Below are 18438 nucleotides of genomic sequence, written 5' to 3'. Positions count from 1 at the left end.
GCGTTGTAGCGGCTACTCTGCGGATCCTCTCAAATGGTGAATGGTGTTGTGAATCTTACCGTTGAATTCATGTCCTAAACGACCCCTTAGGCGGTACTGGATTTCCATTCCCCAAGTCGGTGTTATTTCGGGGATTTTGAGCCGCAGGGTCTTGTGATCCGAGAGTAGCTCCGCAGAAGTGACCGGCCACGTTCGTTGGCGGTAATGATCCGAACCGTAATTGGCGGTCCGTTTCAAATCCCAAGCTTGCACGGCATAGTTCTTTAGATCGCTAACCGATTCCGCTTCGATTTCGTCTGCAAACTTAAGCTCCATTCCCCACTCGTATGCGTGAAGCTCCATGGGCAGACCTGTGGGTTGTTCATTGTAGCGGATACGATACAAGCCGCCCGGGTGAGTCGCACTACCAGCCCACGCGAACATCCCGCACAAATAAAGCTGTCCGTCGGCGGGATGGAAACGTCCACGCATCACACCGGTCGGAAAGGTGGGCAGCGGCAGCTCAATCATGCCTCCCTGCATTTGCCCGTTAACCTCTTCATGCGGAACCAAGTAGACTTTGCCGTAACCGTAAGACAAATTCAGTAATGAGCCCTTCAATTGTCCCCACTGAGCACTATCAACCCACAGCAACTCTGCCGGCGAGCGATCAAAGTCGTTCGTAATCCAACACAATGGCTGTTCCATCGCCGTATCCGACGAGTCTTCGATGTCGTGATAACCTAACATGTTGCCATAAAAATTCGGTTTTCCGCCCTCGTTGAGTGTTACCCAGTTAATACGATTCTTTGGGTTCCAAAATCCCTCTTGATCCGTGACTACAAATGAACCGTCTGGGTTCAGACATACACCATTGGCCGCCCGAAAACCATTTGCCAAAACCTCAGTTCTCGATCCATCCGCGGCGACTTTCAATAAAGTACCATGATGTGGCACGACTGCGGCCTTGCCATGACAACCCGACTTGGCATAGTAGAAATTACCGTCGACATCCGTCTGCAAACCCATTGCAAACTCATGGAAATGCTCGGTAACCTGATGGTCGTTGTTCAGACACTCATAGAAGTCAATCTCTCCATCGCCATTCAAGTCATGCAAAACTGTTAGTTGGTCGCGACAAGTCAGGTAGATCTTGTCTTCCAAGATCTTTAATCCCAAGGGCTGAAACATACCTGACGCTACTCGCTGCCAATCCAGCAAAGTCTGCTCTCCTTCACTGCGTGGCGTCACAATCCAAACGTCGCCGTCCCAAGAGCATACCGCTAGCCGCCCGTCCGAGAAGAAATCCAAACCGGTAAATCGGGTCAATGCAAGCCATGGATTCGTTTCAGGAGCCTCCAAAACATCAATGGAAAAGGGAGCGTTATCGCCGCCCTTTCGCATGCTGGTCGTTAGGCGTTGTGGCCAACGAGCCGGTCCACCTTTAGTCAACGATTGAAGATCCATGTCGGAATTCAAGACGGTGGGGGCCGTAAACGCAGTTCCATCGATACTGGCCTCTTTATCCCACGTTGCAGGAATCCAGATGGTGAACCTTACCGGCTCTTCACCTGCTGGGATTCTCAACCTTAGATTACTGCCTTCTAGAATCCATTCGGCTTTAATGTGTTCTGGAGAAAATCCAGCAACCAACGGGCCATGATTGGAACGTTGGGACGTTGTGCCTCGTCGCACGAATCCTGTTCTCTCTCCACCGGTTTGTTCCGCAACAATTACCCCCGAGCCAATATTACCGCTTAGTGGCTGTAGCTGGACATCAGAGCTTGCATGCTCCGCGACTTGTAGCACAAGATCGCGGCTTCGCGGTCCGATATTAAACGTTCTAGCCAGCATGGGAGAGGCGTTTTCGCGACTCAGCAATCGCGGCATTTCCAACACGTCGGTATCTCCGACCGAATACAACAGGACGACATCTTGGTCGTGATGATAAAGGCCTTTGAACTTGCCCCATGAGTTTGGAAGAGGACCGTACGGTCGTCCATCTCGACCGAGGACGCGTTGATCATCGACAAAGCTACCATCGGCTGGTCTTCCCCATCCCGGACCTGTAGCGTTAGCAAATGCTACTTCGCCCACGATTCGCGGATGAACACCATGTGCACCATCGAATTGAATCGCTCGCCAATCGATAAAGTTGCTCCGGTTTTTGTTATCTCCCGAATGCCAGCCTGCGGCAACACGCAGCGTATCCGTATCGAAAACCATCCAATGGCCACCCCGCGCAATCCCACCTGCCCCGGGATCTAGTCGTACCGCAACCCCTTTGTAGGCAAAGTTGTGTTGGGGACCGGGGATCTCGTAGGTATGCGTTAGACTTGGCCCATAATCCATGGCCGACCAAGCCTCGATGGTACGTGGCTCTGGCCCCAAAGTATCGCCTTTTGGCAGAGTGGCGAGATAGTTCGCATCTACCTCAGTGAATTGGGATGGATTGTGTGTTCTCAGATACGTTTCGCGAATGTAGTGAATCACATCGTATTTCTGGATTGGCACCATCCATGTTTGGGGCGTCATTTGTCCGAAACCGTGAGTTAAAGTGCGATACATGGAGTACGGATCACTACCGTTCTTGAACTTGCCCTCGGCAAATCGCAACGATGTGGGGAGCGAGCCAAGTTGATCAAGTGTGCCGTGACAATTTGCACAAACACGTTGATAGATTGCTTCGCCCCGTTGATGCGATCCTGCATCCCAACCATTAATAAGCTTCGCGTGATCTAGATGGTTTTCGTATTCAGGCAGTTGGTATACGAGTAGTGAAGGTGAAGGCTGTAGCTGTAACGCACGTTGTGGGCCGCCATCTCGTATCTCGATCAAGTAGCGGATCAAGTCATAGAATTGTTGGCGACTGGTGAGTTGATTCATCTGACCAGCCGGCATGATAGATAGCTCGCTTTGTTTTACCTCTTCGATATCGGCTACAGAAATCGCAACCGTTTGACCAATTCGCGACGAATCGCGAATCACGATTGTTTCTGTATTCTGCTCAACTGGAATCCCAGAGATCACACTGCCATCCGTCATCAGCACAACCAGCGATTCGTATCCTTTGCGAATCGTCTTGGAGGGCTGAAGCACAGACTCGACCAATGCCTCATCGCTTACGTCGTTTCCAAGCGCAGACAGATCGGGACCGAGAGCCAATTTCTCATCACCGCCGACCACATGGCATTTGGAACACGCCATACTAGGTTGATGGAAGATGATAGCCCCGCGAGTCGCATCACCCAACTGCCGCGCAGAGTTGGCGAGCTCACCAACTGGAACAGGTTGAAGTTCACTGTCCAACGTCTGGGCATAAGCTGAAGCGATGACCAGACTCCAGCTGATCATTGAGAGGATGGCAGCCGCAAAATAGTGCTTCACTTTGTGTTCCTGTTTGTATTCTGTATGCTCATGCCAGAGCAGAAGGCGATAACCTTATCAGGGGTACTTGGGTTGGCGACCAGACTACTGGGCTTTTTACGCAAAGATATTGTGAACGACACGTCCATGTACGTCGGTGAGTCGGAAGTCGCGACCCGAATAGCGATAAGTTAGTTTCTCGTGGTCTATCCCCATCAGGTGCAAGATCGTTGCGTGGAGATCGTGAACATGAACTTTGTTTTCCACCGCAGCGAATCCAAAGTCATCTGTTGCTCCGTACACCATTCCGCCACGCACTCCACCTCCCGCTAACCAAACGGAAAATCCGTGATTGTTATGATCGCGGCCTTTTGAGCCCTCTGAGACAGGAGTTCTTCCAAATTCTCCGCCCCATAAAATCAGAGTGTCGTCAAGTAATCCACGTTGCTTCAAATCTTCGATCAACGCTGCTATAGGTTGGTCCACAGCCTTTGCTTTGCTCGCATGACTGGAGATATCATCATGATCATCCCACGGTTGCCCATCTCCATAGAACAGTTGCACCATTCGGACGCCACGCTCAATTAGTCTACGTGCCGCTAAACAACCATCCGCGAATTCACCTTTACCGTATGCATCACGTGTGGCTTGAGTCTCGTGACTCAAGTCGAAAACATCCTGCGCCTCAGTCTGCATTCGAAACGCCATCTCCATAGACTGAATGCGGGATTCAAGAGGATTGTCGCTTCCACCCCTCTCTTCCAAATGCATTTCATTCATCGCCTTGAGCAAATCGAGTTGCTCTCGTTGGGCTTTCGAGGTAAGAGCCGAGTTATTGATATCTCGGATGATTGTTCGAGGATCCATTTTGGCATTGTTAATCTGCGCACCTTGGTAGATTCCCGGCAGAAATCGATTCCCCCAAAGAGCGGGACCGACGACCGGCTTGCCTGGACAAAGCACTACAAAGCCAGGTAGATTCTCGTTCTCAGTGCCCAAACCGTAGAGTAACCAAGACCCCATCGAAGGCCTCGTTGGCTGAGTCTCGCCGCTGGTCATCATTAACAAGGACGGTTCATGATTGGGGATGTTGGTGTGCATGGAGCGAATGACGCAAAGATCATCGGCACAGCGGCTCAAATGAGGGAAGAGCTCGCTCATCTCCAGTCCCGATTCTCCGTGCTTGCCGAACTTGAACGGCGATTTCATCAATCCGCCTGTTCTACGTTCCGTCTTCAAATCAGCTCCTGGCGGCTTCTGGCCATCGTATTTGGTAAGAGCTGGCTTCGGATCGAACGTGTCGACTTGGCTAGGGCCACCATTCATGAACAAGTGTATGATTCGCTTAGCTCTGGGAGCAAACATTGGTGGCTTTGCAGCTAATGGATTTGCGGAAATCTCTCCCGCATACGCACCGGATCTAGCCTCGTCCGCAGCGAACACCCCCGCAAGTCCGAGGGCTCCCATTCCAGTGCCAAAGCGATGCAGCATCTCGCGACGGGTCATACCTCGCATCCAATTCCTTTGGTCCCACTTATGGTTCTTCATCGTATTAATCCAAATACATAAATTCGTTGCTACCCAGAATCACTTGAGCGTAACGCTCCCAGCGGTTGAGCGAATTCAGACTCCGCTCTTCTTCCTGGTCTTCTCCCGACAAAAATTGTTTTGCCAACAAAACTTCTCGTTGCGTCGCAGAACGACCGTAAGCCAATTCAAATGCATAATGAATGCGTGCTTCTATATCCTCGCCGACTTCATCCAACAGTCGTTTTGCAAAGGCTCTTGCCTGCTCGATCATGAACGGACTGTTGAGTACAAATAATTGCTGCTGCGGTACGGTCGTTTCTGTACGAGTCGATGCTGTGATATTGGCATCGGGAAAGTCAAATAGACGCAGCATATTGTTCAGCTCATGCCTACTGATAAATGCATAAATCGTTCGGCGATTGTTGCCGGCATCAGCTAAATTGGTTGAGGGCCCCCCGAGTTGTGGATCAAGCCGACCGGAAACAGCCAAAAGGGCGTCACGCCATGCCTCGATCTGCAATCTTCTGCGATTCATCCGCCACAAAAACTGATTGTCTGCATCAATATTGGAATTAGAATCATTCCTATCCGTGCTCAACTGATACGTCGACGATAGCATGATTTCACGATGCATCGATTTGATCGACCATCCACTTTCCAGAAAGAGATGGGTTAAGTAGTCTAACAACTCTGGATGGGTTGGCTTCTCTCCCAATACACCGAAATTGTCGGGAGTCCCTACGAGTCCTCGACCAAAGTGATGTTGCCAAATTCTATTGACCATCACTCGCGCCGTAAGCGGGTTGTCTGCTGAAGCGATCGAATCCGCCAGTTCGAGCCGACCGCTTCCTTTTTGAAAATGGGCTGGCTCTTCATTGCAAAGAATCCTAAGAAAGCGGCGCGGCGCAACATCCCCTTGGTTTGCAGGATTGCCGCGAATGAAAACCTTCATGTTCGCCGGTTCTGCCTCAGCAATAACGTGAGCGATTGGATACATAGCGGGAGCGGATTCTTTGAGCTGCTTTAAGGAGTCGCGTTGTTCTGCTAACGCTTCAGCTTGTTCAGGGGGCAAGTGCTTCTCAAGTTCGTCAGACTCAACAGCGAATACCCCTTTTTCTCCGAACAACAAATCCAGCACATCCGCCTGATTGATCTGAACATCGCGAGGTGATTGCGTATAAACGTGAAACTGCACGCTTGCGTTGGCACCGCAGCCTCCTTGATCGGAGCCGCTGTTATCCAAACCTCCGATTGCTCGGAATCTCGTAACACCTTCGGGAAGCTCGTAGGCAATCATCGAGGTGGCGTGTGTCCCCAATCCGAATCGGTACTGCTTTCCGCCAATGCGAATCCCTTGTCCGTTGACATTGCGATCGACATTGACAGTTCCATAAGTGGTCTTCGTTTCCCGCCACTTGAGGTCCGTCAGACTTAGTTCATTGCCATCCTTTGTTAGCAAAACAGGTTCTGCCCAATCGGCGTGGTCGCAACTGTTGCCATTGCCCCCATCGGTTACAACCAAAAATAATTCCTTTGAATCGGTGATATCCACATCGATTGTTACGACGGGCTCGCTCTTGGTGACCAGACGGCTACGATAGATGGCGTTGCCGGTATCAACCGACTTGGCTAGTTCGTTTGCTTCTGCTTCGGACAGTTGGCCATCTCGTTGACGAAGGAGTAGAGCCGCGATGCGCTGAACTTGTTGGGCAGCGTCGCGAATCGTGTCGGGGATTTCCAGCGTATCCGCTGGAGATGAAGAGGTCTGTTGCTCGGAGTCGGTTTGAATAGCTTCGTACCACTTCGCTAACACAGAGATCTTTTTCGATTCTTCTTTACGAAGAAACTCGCTCCAACGCTTGAGAGTCTTGGCATCCAAGCCGGAATCCTCTGCCATTTTTTCAGAAGGAAGTTTCAGTTTCAATGCTCTTGCACGAGACTGTTTCCAAGCAGTCATCATGTAAGACGCAATTTGCTCGACGCGGGCCTCACGGACTCTCGGCCCTTGGGTTGCAATCGTTTGGGAGATGGCTTCCTCTAAGTCTTTGATTTGCTTTTGGCTTCGCTGGTAAGCTTCGACTTCGGGCTTAGGAACGAGTGGAGCATTGTGCAAACGGGAACTCTGAAAAATTCCAGCCAGTGAGTAATAGTCTTGCTGGGGAATGGGATCGAATTTGTGATCGTGGCACCGTGCACAGGAAACCGTCAGCCCCAGGAATCCACGTGTTAGTGTATCAATGCGATCGTCCAGCTCGTCTGCCGCCGCTTTGGCAGCATCCGTGTTTTTATAGTACTGAGCACCTAATCCAAAATAGCCTAATGCAGGAAGGTGTTGCAGACGATCTTCTTCGGGTTCGTCCATCAAGTCGGCAGCAATCTGTCGCTTGAGGAATAGATCGTAAGGCATATCGGAATTGAACGCAGAAATAACCCAATCTCTGTATCGAAATCCATTCGTGTTGGGGGTAACGCTAAACGTGTGAGCTTGGTCCTCTGCGTATCTCGCGACATCTAACCAATATCGCCCCCAGCGTTCCCCGTAAGCGGTCGATTGCAGCAATCGTTCTACAACAGTTTCAAATGCGTTGGGACTCGAGTCATTGATAAAGGCCGCTACTTCCTCGGGGGTTGGTGGGAGTCCGATCAAATCAAACGTAGCCCGTCGTATCAATGCACGCTTGCTGGCGGGCTTTACCGGTTCCAGCGACTTTTCCTCCATTTTGGCCAATACAAAGTAATCAATCACATGGGCAGGCCAGTCGGTTCGCTTGATCTCAGGTTCCTCAGGCTTTGCAGGAGGAACAAATGACCAGAAGTTGCGGAACTCTTCAATGTCGATTTTAGGTTTCTGAAAGGATGATGAGTTAGTTCTCGGATCAATCGCCCCCGAATCAATCCACCGAGCGAAGTCGGCGATGACTTGATCGGGCAACTTACCTTGCGGGGGCATCTCAGTGCTCTCATAACGAAGAGCCTGCATTAGCAAACTTCCCGAACTATCTCCAGGTAGCAAGGCCGAACCGGAATCTCCGCCAACACGGAGACCTTCCGCCGAATCGACCAGAAGCCCGGCTTTCAGCACTTTAGATTCTGCAGAATGGCATTCGTAACAGTGCTCTATCAGAACTGGGCGAATGCGGTTCTCAAAGAATTCGAGTTCAGCAGTCTCGTCAGCCAGAAGGGTAGTCTTGCATGGCCCAATCAGCAAAATGACTAATGCGGCGAAACGGAGAAATACAATCTGGTCAAAACAAGATGGCTGGACCGGTAACAAATTCATGCGGTTCTTTTTGGATAGGGAGGGATCAAAGGTGGGGGATGACGGGAAAAAATGGATTAGGCGAGCGAAGCATCGCCTAATAAAAATCCGCGTCACGAAAATCAACCGGAGAGAATCTTTATGGTAGCGGCAAAACAGTACAGCCGCCATCATTTTCCCTCTCCCAAGAAGCTTGGAATGATCGCGGGCGACTTGTTACGGGCCAAGCTGTGGACGCCATACCGAATTGGTATGGTTGGAACGATGATTAGCAAGCTATCAAGGTGGGTAGGCCGTCTAGTCAGCGGTCACGGCTTTGTCGGGCCGAGGTCAACACAGTGACCGGTTACCAGCGTAGAGACCGGTTACCAGCGTAGAGAACGGTTGCCAGCGTAGAGAACGGTTGCCAGCGTAGAGAACGGTTGCCAGCGTAGAGAACGGCAATCGCTTGACGTGGAAAAACGAAAAAGCCCCAATGCACCGAGACTGGTCACGCCCGAAATCCAGTCAAAGCACAATGGGGCAAGGTTGAATCGCCGCGAGCAGTCACGCCCGAAATCCGCTCAGCGACGACATCTAAAGAATAGCACTTCGCGGAACTTTGGGAATACCCTGAGAGACTTTTTTCGGAATTATTTTTTTAAGCTACCATTTTCCTGAGTACTTTTTTCGTCCCCCTCTCCAACCGGGTTCTGTTCCTTGAGCATCGCCAAATGAACCTTAGCCACGTCATGCATGTAACCCGGATAGTCGATTTCCAAGCACTTTTCCAGGTAATCTATGGCTTTTGCCGGTTTTTTCGCAACGTCCGCATACAAGCCTAGATAGAGGTATCCGTAGAATTTTGTCGACCTCCCTCCTGCCTGAGTTACCTTTAAGAGTGCTTCTTCCTCGAGCTTCCCCTGGATGAGGAGTTGAACCTGCATAAGAGGTTCTCGATTATCCTGACCCGCCAGTAGGACACTTTGGGAAGCCTTTTCGATTCCATGCAACTTCGCAGCGCACAGGAAATGCCAAAACGCGTTTTCCACGTCGTTTGGATTGACCGTGCGGTGTACCTCGAACTGCTCTAGCCCCTTCCTGTATTCACCAGCGTAATACTGCGAAATTCCTCGTTGCCAAAGATAGGGCAAAACTTCGGGTGACTTTTCTACCGCTACATCGAAATCGACAAGTGATTCCTTGACTCGGTGGGTTCGAAAGAATAGAGAGCCGCGCAAGATGTAAAGATCCGCATTGTCTGGCTCAGCCGAAATCCGTTTGTCCAACTCCTCCAAGAGCTCAGCTGATTTTCCGTTTTGAATGGCCCATTCCACCCGGTTCGCCAATCCCGGTGGTTGCGCATTCAGAGAATTCATTTGGACATTTACCAAAATCGCAAAAAGCAAAATTCCTATCACAAACCTCATCGCTTTGTATCCTTCTGATCACAACCTGACCCGCTAAAAACCGCCATCGTCCAAATCCTGTTCGACCAAGGCATCCCACTGGCGTAAACCTCCCCGAATTGTACAGTAGTCGGGAAGTAAAAAACCGAAAGCATGCTGTATTCCCTTCCATAGTCCGCATTCCCTTCGATAGGCGGGGTAAACTTTACCATGACCAAGACGTTAATTCGCGGTGCAACAGTCATATTCCCACAAGCTAATGCTGTTGCCGATGTCTTGCTCGAACATGGCAAGATCGTGTCCGTCGATGCCCCAACCACTACCTCAGCTGACGAAATCATAGACGCCAGCGGTCTGCTGCTCTTTCCGGGGTTGATCGATGACCAGGTTCATTTTCGCGAGCCAGGCCTTACTCACAAAGAAGATTTGCAAACGGCCAGTCAAGCGTGTGCGGCCGGTGGCGTAACCTCCTTTCTCGAGATGCCCAACACCAAGCCCTCGGCGACAACCCAAGCTCTGATCGAGGACAAGTACACCCTGGCATCACAAAAGTCGATCGTCAATTACGGCTTCTACATCGGTGCATCAACCAACAATCTCGCAGATTTGAAGGCCGCTACAGGGGTTCCGGGCATTAAAATTTTTATCGGCTCGAGCACGGGGGACTTGCTCGTCGACGATCAAGAGGTCCTGGAAAAGATCTTTGCGGAAACCAGTTTGCCCATCTGCGCCCATTGCGAAGACGAAAAAACGGTCAACGAGAATATGAGGCGGCTTCCTGAGAATCGAACGGTTGCCGACCACTCCAAAGTTCGTGATCACAAGGCTGCGTTTATCGCGACCCAGCGAGCCCTCGATCTTGCCTTCCGTCACAAACACCGATTCCACGTTCTGCATTTGAGTACTGCCCCCGAATTGGAATTGGTCAAGAATCACAACAACCTGATCACTTGCGAGCTTTGTCCCCATCATTGGTATTTTTCCATCGATGACTATGAACGACTCGGCACGTTGATTCAGATGAATCCGTCTATCAAGACCAAGGCAGATACGGAGGCACTTTGGCAGGCGCTCGTCGATGGCACAATCCAAGTGGTCGCGACCGATCATGCTCCTCACACGCTAGCCGAGAAACAGCAGCCGTACCCAGCCAGTCCCAGCGGACTCCCTGCGGTCGAAAACTATTTCTCTCTGCTACTGGATCGCGCTAGTCGTGGCGAATGCACATGGTCACAGATTGCGTCCTGGACCAGTGACGCACCAGCAAGAGTCTGGGGAATTGTCGGCAAGGGAAGAATTGAGGTCGGTTACGACGCGGATCTAGTGTTAGTTGATCCAAACCGACAGAAGACGATTCGAAACGAAGAGCAATTCACAAAGACCAAGTGGAGTCCATGGAACGGAGTCACCTTGACTGGTTGGCCTGTGCGAACCATTCTCGGTGGCAGAACCGTCTTCGAAAACGGTAAGATCGTCTCCACGCAGGCCGGAAAACGGCTCGTATTCGATCACGCCCGGGGAGGATACTGGAACACCCCAGACGGGATCGGGTTGGCCTGACGCTACCGCTGCACTGGCGTCGTGTTTAGCAACTCGGTTTGAGCGGTTCGCCACGAAGGGTCAAACGTCCAGTATGGCGGTGTCACGTTGCTTTGCATTCGAAGATAAGATCTTTCGGACAGTGGCTTGCCCAGCAAGAGACTGGAAATATCGTCCAAGACACTCGCATTGCTTCCATAGTACGAATGCCCCAACAAACTGGTATCGATGTCGGTTGCATCAATCGTATCGATACCCGGGACCGCTACCGGGCCATCGCGAGAATCTCCCAATCGGCTACCCGAGTTGAAGAATCTCGAAGCCACCAAGGCCAAGTCGTTTTTGGAAGTGTACAGAGTGATTCGATTGGCTTTACTCGTAATCCTGGGAGCAATGTCTTCACGAAACACTCTGGAGTCAATGTCGGGCGCTGCCAGCACGACTTGGTTGAATATCGGACGCTCGACACCCATCTTTGCTAGCGCCTGAGTAAGACCGACGTTCCCCATGCTGTGGGCGATGAGATTGATCGATTCGGCTTTTGAGTCTATGGCGATCTGTTGTAGAAAATCCTTGATTTGATCTACACTGCGCTCGATGTTGATTTTGTCGTCGGGGTAACGATACCAGTTGTTGTAGGAAGGCCAACTGTAGAAAACCGGAGCACCGGGGAACTTCAAATCATAAGCCATTTGGGCAGTGCGGCGAGCAGCATCCTCAAAGGAAACGTTGTAACCGTGTACGAAAACCAGCAAGCTCTTGCCCTTGGTATCGAGTGTGTCTCGCAGCTTGTCGAAGAATTCATCGCGCGGTAGCGGTTGAGTGCTCTTCAGTACTATATGTTTGTCGGGATCCTCGACGACTTCCCATTTCATCCAAAGGGATGGCGACTCCAATTCACCAGGCACATGAATCGGGGGAATGCTAACTTCGCACACACCATATTTGATCTCTGACGAATACTCACCGGTATAAAGTGCATTACGACTGGGTAACCAATACGAAATGTCAAGCGAGTCGCGGGCCATTGAGGTCAGACCCAAAAGTCCTAGGAGCGCGATGATTGCAAATTTCATGGACTTTTGTCTCGCAAACTTCACTACAAACACCAAGAAGCATACCAGGGAAATCGCGAAAGCCCCCCATCGCAAAGCTCCCCCCAAATTCGGAAGCGACCTGGCTTGCCTGTTTGTTCCATAAAACACATTCACGACCCTATTGTTTTCTTGAGGCGTGACCGGCTCCACCTTCGAACTCTTGCCATTCTGGTTAAGCGCCATCATCTGCATGGGAGCACTCTGTAGCTCTTTGATTCGATAAAACGGTCCGATAGGGGCACGCGCTAATTGTGAATCTGTGTTCATGGAACCAGTGCTCTCCTCCGCGGAAGGATTAGCCTCAGTTAATTTTGCTGCCAAGCTTTCAGTAACTGAACGCAAAGAGGCATCCGCTGCCATCGGTTGCTCGGAACTAAATTCACTGGTCGTTCTACGCTGCGACCGAGTGACCAGAGCGGAGCTATCAGCGTAACGACCTATGGCGACCCGCAGTGCACCGTCCCCCCACAAGTCACCGTCGTCGCCAGCTCCTAATCCCAATGTCGTGTCTTCTGCGATCTGCCATAAGTCGCTTGCAATTCTCGACTCAGGATTCAAATCCAAGATCTTTGCGTAAAGTGCAGGGACAAGTTCTGTGTCGAAGTTCCATGCCCTGCGAATCGCCATCGCGAACTGGTCGCCGGCTTCAGAATCTAGATTATCATCATTCCAAACTATCGTGGATAACAAATCTCGCCACGATCGCTCTGTACTGGACGCCAAGGCCTGAAATGCAACGACCTTTTGCTTCGCCGTATAGTTTTCTGAGGCGAGGATCTGTCTCAAGGATTCGTTCGCGTTACTCGCTAACTCGAAAATCAAATCTTGGAGGGATTCCTCGATTTGAACTTTAGTCTCTTCATCCCACTCGTCATTTTCGGATAAGGACTGAAGCTCATCAAATAGCAATCGCATCGCAACGTTTGATTCACCGGCATAGTGGTGGGCGAATCGAGCCGTGACGCGGATCAACGGATCCTCGTCGTGGGCGAAGGCGGAGAGCTTTGCTAGAGAACAAGCACCGCAGATGCGAGCCAGGGCCCCTAGTGCTGCGGCTCTCGCCTCGCTCTCATGTTCCCAGTCGTTGAGATAGTAGAAGATTTCCTTCATCACACGGTCGTTCATCTGGGACGTAACCGCGCGGGCATGCCATGCCGCGAGCCTCTCATCCAAACTAAGAAACGGAGCCTTGGTCGCTTGGCTCAAAAGGCCATCGATCTCACGATGTTGTTCACCACACTTCTCGATTGTCCTAAAAACAGTAAGCAAACTGCCGGGTTCAGGGCCTCGATTCCATTCTTTTCTCAGGAACACGTGCAATGGCTCGAGCGCGGCCGCTCCTTGCGCGGCGATAGCCTTTGCCGCAAGGACTTTCGTGCTATCGTCATACTTGGCGCGAGAGTTTTGTGGCTCGTCAAAAGCGATCGCCATCAGTCTGCTAATCGCGTCCGAATCGAGATCCTTGACGTGAGCTAATCCTTGCAAGGCCATCTCTCGCATGGAAGGTTCATCGCTGGTTGCATTTTTAAGTAAAAACAACTTTGTGCGCCGAGCCAGGTTCTCATTGGTGGAAATTGCCGCAATGGTATCGAACCGAAGGGAATCGTCGGATCTGTTGTCTTGAAGTAATTGGGCCACAACATCAGCAACCATGAGATCCCTAGGAAAACCTATTGCAAGCAACCTTAGCATCGCGGACCGATGCTCATGGTCATTGTCAGCTTGAAGCAGTTTTGCTACGGCTAGTCGTTTTAGTTCGTCCAGTTGTTTGGGCGGAATCGACGCTGTATGCCGAAGCAGAAATTCCTCCACGGAGGAAAGAAAGCTTGAAGCCTCCGGTCCGATAGAGTTGGCGATTCTCTTCTGAGTGTCCAGGATGATTCGTCTTGCGAACTCTGGTTCGACGTATTTGGCTCGTGAGAATGAGATCAGTACCTCGGATTTGCGGCTGAATTGGTTGCCTGAACGTAAAAAGGACTCGGTCAAACGCTGGCGAGTCTCTTTGCTCTGAGGGCAACAGCTAGCGATGAGCAACTCCCAAGTTGGGTTGTCCTCTTCTTCTGCGAGTTTCAGCAATACCTCGAGAAAGTCGTCGTCGTATCGATCCGAGCTGAGGAGAATAATTTCGATTAAGGAGGGAGGCCATTGTTCGCACAACTGCTCTAGTATTTCACGCCGCTGTACCGGTGTGAAGTTTCGAATACCGTTCTCAAATCTATGGATCAGAACGGGAGTTGGAATGCTTTCGGTTAATCGCAGTTCATCTAAAAACTGAGATTGCTCGACGTTGAGCGGCCTGGAGGTTCGCACGTTTGTCCACTGCTCAAGCGTTCCCGAGTTCATGCGTGCCATTAGACGCTCGACATCTTGCTGGCAACGAGCCATGTTTGGCTGAAGTGCAGTTAGAGCAAGAGCTCGTTCGAATTCAGGTTCGAGGATCGACCAGGACGGGTTCGGATTGCGAAAGTAGACATTCCGCTGAATCTTCAGTGCGACATTCGAAAGTGCTCTCGCAGCAGCGAATCTTGTGGCGCGATCGGTGGCTTGCAACGCATCAACTAATTGGGGGAGTAGCTGTGGGAGCGAGCGAATCTCGGTAACCGCATATGCACCTTGGGCCTTGACGGTGTGCGAGGGCGGTTGGGATGCAAACTTGGTGTGACTCACATTCCAATGGACAGTCTTGGGGCCAACAAATTTGTACTTGCTTGCGTTGTACGCGGCTGATTGCCCGAAGGAGACGACCGGCCAAGTCATGGCGGAGAATCCAATCAAAGCCACTTGTAGCAGCCCGATTGCGTATGTTGTCGCCATTCGCTGGATAGTGGATTGCATCCTTGCCCCCGATCCGATTTGGTGATTGTTTTGCTATTGGTCTCGTTGCATCATCGCCGTTGCATCATCTCCGGTGCTGATTGATAGCGTTTCCAGTCGCATTTGACCCTCGACGATATGCGATTCGCAATCGCTAGCACAATAGCGAATCGAGTCGATGATAGTTATTAACCAACGCAATAATGCCTATCCCTCTGATGCCTATCTCTTTGATCGGTTTGTAGCGATTGTAACTCAAGGGAAAGCTGTCTCGCTTCCGATACGGCAAAGGGTAGGCATCCCACGACCCCTAACGTAGAAGATACAAAATGCTGGTAAAGCGATTGATAAAGGTCCAGTTCTCAGCTTTGAGCATTGCCGGCCTAGTCACGTTAAGTTTGGGGTGCACCACCACGCCGGGGACGAGAACCTCTATATGGCCTACGCGAACCTCGGAGTTCGCAGGCTCTCAACCATCGCCCGGGATGACAGGCTGGGCCTCGAAGACCAAGGGGCAATTGTCAACTGTGGGGACCGCGTTCAATTCGGCTTATGGCAAGGCCAAGGACGCTATCACTTCTCCGTTCACCGGGACGCCGGGGATCGATCCAGCGACGGGGGCTTCGTTAGCAACGTTGCCCAAACCAGGCTCGATCAATCCAGAAGTCTTCGTCATGGCTGGGCAAATGAACGAGTCGACAGGTGACTATAAGAATGCGTTGAACAGCTATAGTAAAGCGTTGGAGATCGAGCCAAAAAATGCAGCGGCTTTGATTGCGACGGCACGATTGTACGATCGTCTGAACGAACGTGATAAAGCCATTTCGTTTTACCAAAAGTGTATCGAGGTCACACCAACTGCGTCGACCCATGCAGAGTTGGGGAGTCTTCACGCCAAGACTGGCAATTTGAACGCTGCTCGAGAAGAGTTGCAGAAGGCAGTCGTACTAGACCCAAAGGCTACGAGTTACCGAACGGCGCTGGCAGGCGTGTTGCTCGATCTGGGACAAGGCGATCAGGCGATCGACGAGTTGATGAATTCATACACCCCCGCGATGGCCAACTATCAGATGGCTTATCTGCACTTCACTCGCAAAAATGTTCCCGGAGCGCAGCAGTATGCGGCTACCGCGTTGCAAATCGACCCAAATCTCGGGCCTGCACGAGAATTGATGGCCAGCATCGGCGGGGCACAGTCCGTTCAAAATTTGGCTAGCCAAGGTAGCCAGTGGCTCAACCAGGCCCAATCGACGCTTCAGCAAGCCTCGGCGGTGGGAACCAACCTCCAGGGAATGATCGGAGGGGCAGCCAATTCGAGTGCGGCATTTCCTCCTGCACAACTTCCCCCGGCACAATTATCTCCTGCGAATAGCGATCAGTCAGGTGGTTTGCCAACCATCAATTACTCTGGCCCCTCCCATGCTGCCCAACAGTCAGGAGCGTTTTCGCTCCCGCTTCCACCTTCGACGGCAGGCAATTCAACCGGCACTATTCTCAGGTAGTGGCGTCTCAAATCACCTTGGGCCCTGCGTTATAAAGAATCGATTGATCGCGATCAGATTTTTTTAGCGAGCTACAAGGTTCAAAAAAAATGGCTAAGATGAAGGCTCAAAATTCCTTTCATCTTCTGACACTCCATATCTATGCCTTACTTGGATGCCGTGACCGGCCCCGCCATGGGGCGTCGTTACACCCTCGATCTTCCGCAGTATGTTCTGGGGCGACATCCAGACTGTAACATCGTTTTGGAGAGCGGATCGGTTTCGCGGCAACATGCAAAGCTAATCAAGTCGGGTCCCAGCTTTCTGCTAGAGGATCTGAACAGCCGCAACGGCACCTTTATCAACGGCAAACTAATCGGTGAAGCCACAAAATTAGTGGACGGTGACTCGATTCGCATTTGCGACATTGAGCTAACCTACCATGACGATGGTAGCTTATCAGAAATCAGGTTTGGTGCCTCGGATGGTTCAAGCCTCGGAATCATGATGGTCGACGATCGGGATGGCGAACCGGTTATGCGGTCAGTAACCGCCAAGCTGGATGTTCGTGGAAGCCAATTTGGGGTGCAGGTTAATGCTTCCGCAGAATCCAAACTGTCGGCAGTGCTGGAGATCATGAAGAATCTCGGCAAAGCGATTGGGCTCGATGCGGTTTTACCAAAGGTACTCGACTCCCTATTTGCGATTTTTTTGCAGGCCGACCGAGGCTTCATCATTCTTAAGGATGATCAAGGTCAATTGACACCTCGATGGGTCAAGACTCGAAGACCGGACCAAGAGGAGATGGTAAGGGTCTCGAGAACCGTACTGCGCGAAGTCATGCAAACCGGCGAGGCGATCATGTCGCTCGACGCGGGAAGCGATGAGCGGTTCGAAATGAGCCAGAGCATAGCTGATTTTCGAATTCGCTCGATGATTGTAGCTCCGCTGCTCAATAGCGAGGGAGAGCCGATCGGAGCTATCCAAATCGATACGATTCAACATAAAGGTGGATTCGAGAGCAAAGATTTGGAAATCCTTGTAGGGGTAGCCAACCAGGCAGGGATCGCCATCGAAAATGCGCAATTGCACGAACAGGTTGTTGCACAGAAACTAGTCGAGCAAGATCTAGAACTCGCGCGTCAGGTGCAGCTTGCCTTTTTACCCAAGGAGTCTCCCAAGATTCCTGGCTATTCCTTTTTTCAAAGCTACGAGCCAGCCGCACAAATTGGGGGAGACTACTTTGATTACATACAACTCGCGCCTGACCGCTGGGCGATCGTGCTAGCCGACGTGGTTGGGCATGGAGTGGCGGCTGCCATGTTCATGGCCAAACTCTCGGCGGAGACGAGGTTTGCATTCGCTGCCATCGAGGACCCGTGTGCTGCAATGGCTAGCCTGAACGACAGAATCACCAATCTCGGTGCCGAGCGTTTCGTGACGATGGTTGTCATTATCCTTGATGCTTCCCAGCACAAAGCTAAAATTCTAATAGCGGGACATATGCCACCGATCCGGCTCGATCAACATCAGAAAATTGATGAACCAGGGCTGGATGTTGGCGGTCCTCCGCTGGGAATCATGACCGACATCCCGTTCGACGCCATCGAGGTCGATATTCGAAGAGGGGAGTCTCTAACGCTCTATACAGACGGAATCTTTGAAGCTCCCAACGCAGCAGGCGACCAGTTCTCGATGGAGCGTGTTCGCCAACTGGTGCAAAGCCATGGTAAACGGATCGAAGCATGTGGCGATCTAATCATGAAGCAGGTGAGCGAGCACATTCAGGGCTGTGACCAGGAGGACGATATGTGCCTGGTTATCCTCGGCCGCGACGATTAATCGGAGGCCAGGATTGGCTTAGCTGACAGATTCTCAGGGGAGATTTCTCCCGGCGCGACCAATTTTCTTACCGAACCGAACCTGCGCCGGTGTCGTAGTGGCAAAATTGAAAGCCGTTGTGGTATGCGGCATTCTGGCTATAC

General features: G+C 51.4%; 10 protein-coding genes. 4 read left to right on the top strand and 6 right to left on the bottom strand.

Features of this window, described 5'->3' with window-relative positions:
- Positions 1-12 precede the first annotated feature (12 nt).
- From SH449x_RS04185 to SH449x_RS04175, 3 genes are all read right to left on the bottom strand, one after another.
- A complete protein-coding gene (locus tag SH449x_RS04185) occupies positions 13-3366 on the bottom strand; it encodes a DUF6797 domain-containing protein (RefSeq protein ID WP_482380064.1) in 3354 nt (1117 codons plus the stop codon).
- A 96-nt stretch (positions 3367-3462) separates the two neighbouring features.
- Complete coding sequence (locus SH449x_RS04180; protein WP_482380063.1) at positions 3463-4893, bottom strand: DUF1501 domain-containing protein; 1431 nt, start codon at positions 4891-4893, stop codon at positions 3463-3465.
- Between the two features lie 4 nt (positions 4894-4897).
- Positions 4898-8155 (bottom strand): DUF1553 domain-containing protein, encoded by a 3258-nt coding sequence (locus SH449x_RS04175; protein WP_482380062.1) that lies wholly within the window; start codon positions 8153-8155, stop codon positions 4898-4900.
- 120 nt (positions 8156-8275) lie between these two features.
- On the opposite strand from SH449x_RS04175, the gene SH449x_RS04170 reads away from it, so the two are divergent.
- The gene (locus SH449x_RS04170) at positions 8276-8476 is read left to right on the top strand and encodes a hypothetical protein (protein WP_482380061.1); all 201 of its coding nucleotides are present in this window, start codon (positions 8276-8278) and stop codon (positions 8474-8476) included.
- Positions 8477-8766: 290 nt separating this feature from the next.
- On the opposite strand, the gene SH449x_RS04165 is transcribed toward SH449x_RS04170, so the two are convergent.
- A complete protein-coding gene (locus SH449x_RS04165) occupies positions 8767-9492 on the bottom strand; it encodes a hypothetical protein (protein WP_482380060.1) in 726 nt (241 codons plus the stop codon).
- A gap of 240 nt (positions 9493-9732) precedes the next feature.
- Between SH449x_RS04165 and SH449x_RS04160 the strand changes: the two genes are divergently transcribed.
- Positions 9733-11082 (top strand): dihydroorotase, encoded by a 1350-nt coding sequence (locus SH449x_RS04160; protein ID WP_482380059.1) that lies wholly within the window; start codon positions 9733-9735, stop codon positions 11080-11082.
- 2 nt (positions 11083-11084) lie between these two features.
- Here SH449x_RS04160 and SH449x_RS04155 read toward each other — a convergent pair whose 3' ends face one another.
- Together SH449x_RS04155 and SH449x_RS04150 are read right to left on the bottom strand one after the other, a co-directional pair.
- Entirely contained in the window at positions 11085-14972 is a 3888-nt protein-coding gene (locus SH449x_RS04155) for an alpha/beta hydrolase (protein ID WP_482380058.1), read from the bottom strand.
- 54 nt (positions 14973-15026) lie between these two features.
- Entirely contained in the window at positions 15027-15173 is a 147-nt protein-coding gene (locus SH449x_RS04150; RefSeq protein WP_482380057.1) for a hypothetical protein, read from the bottom strand.
- Positions 15174-15301: 128 nt separating this feature from the next.
- Here SH449x_RS04150 and SH449x_RS04145 point away from each other — a divergent pair, with 128 nt between their 5' ends.
- Positions 15302-16474: a tetratricopeptide repeat protein gene (locus SH449x_RS04145; protein WP_482380056.1), complete on the top strand. Its 1173-nt coding sequence runs from the start codon at positions 15302-15304 to the stop codon at positions 16472-16474.
- Between the two features lie 141 nt (positions 16475-16615).
- The gene (locus tag SH449x_RS04140; protein ID WP_482380055.1) at positions 16616-18295 is read left to right on the top strand and encodes a SpoIIE family protein phosphatase; all 1680 of its coding nucleotides are present in this window, start codon (positions 16616-16618) and stop codon (positions 18293-18295) included.
- Positions 18296-18438 lie beyond the last annotated feature (143 nt).

Source organism: Brakhagea baltica, from assembly GCF_052161605.1.
Taxonomy (GTDB): domain Bacteria; phylum Planctomycetota; class Planctomycetia; order Pirellulales; family Pirellulaceae; genus JBKCUI01.
The sequence above is the reverse complement of the archived record's forward strand: the minus strand, read 5'-3'. Positions and strand labels throughout refer to the sequence as shown.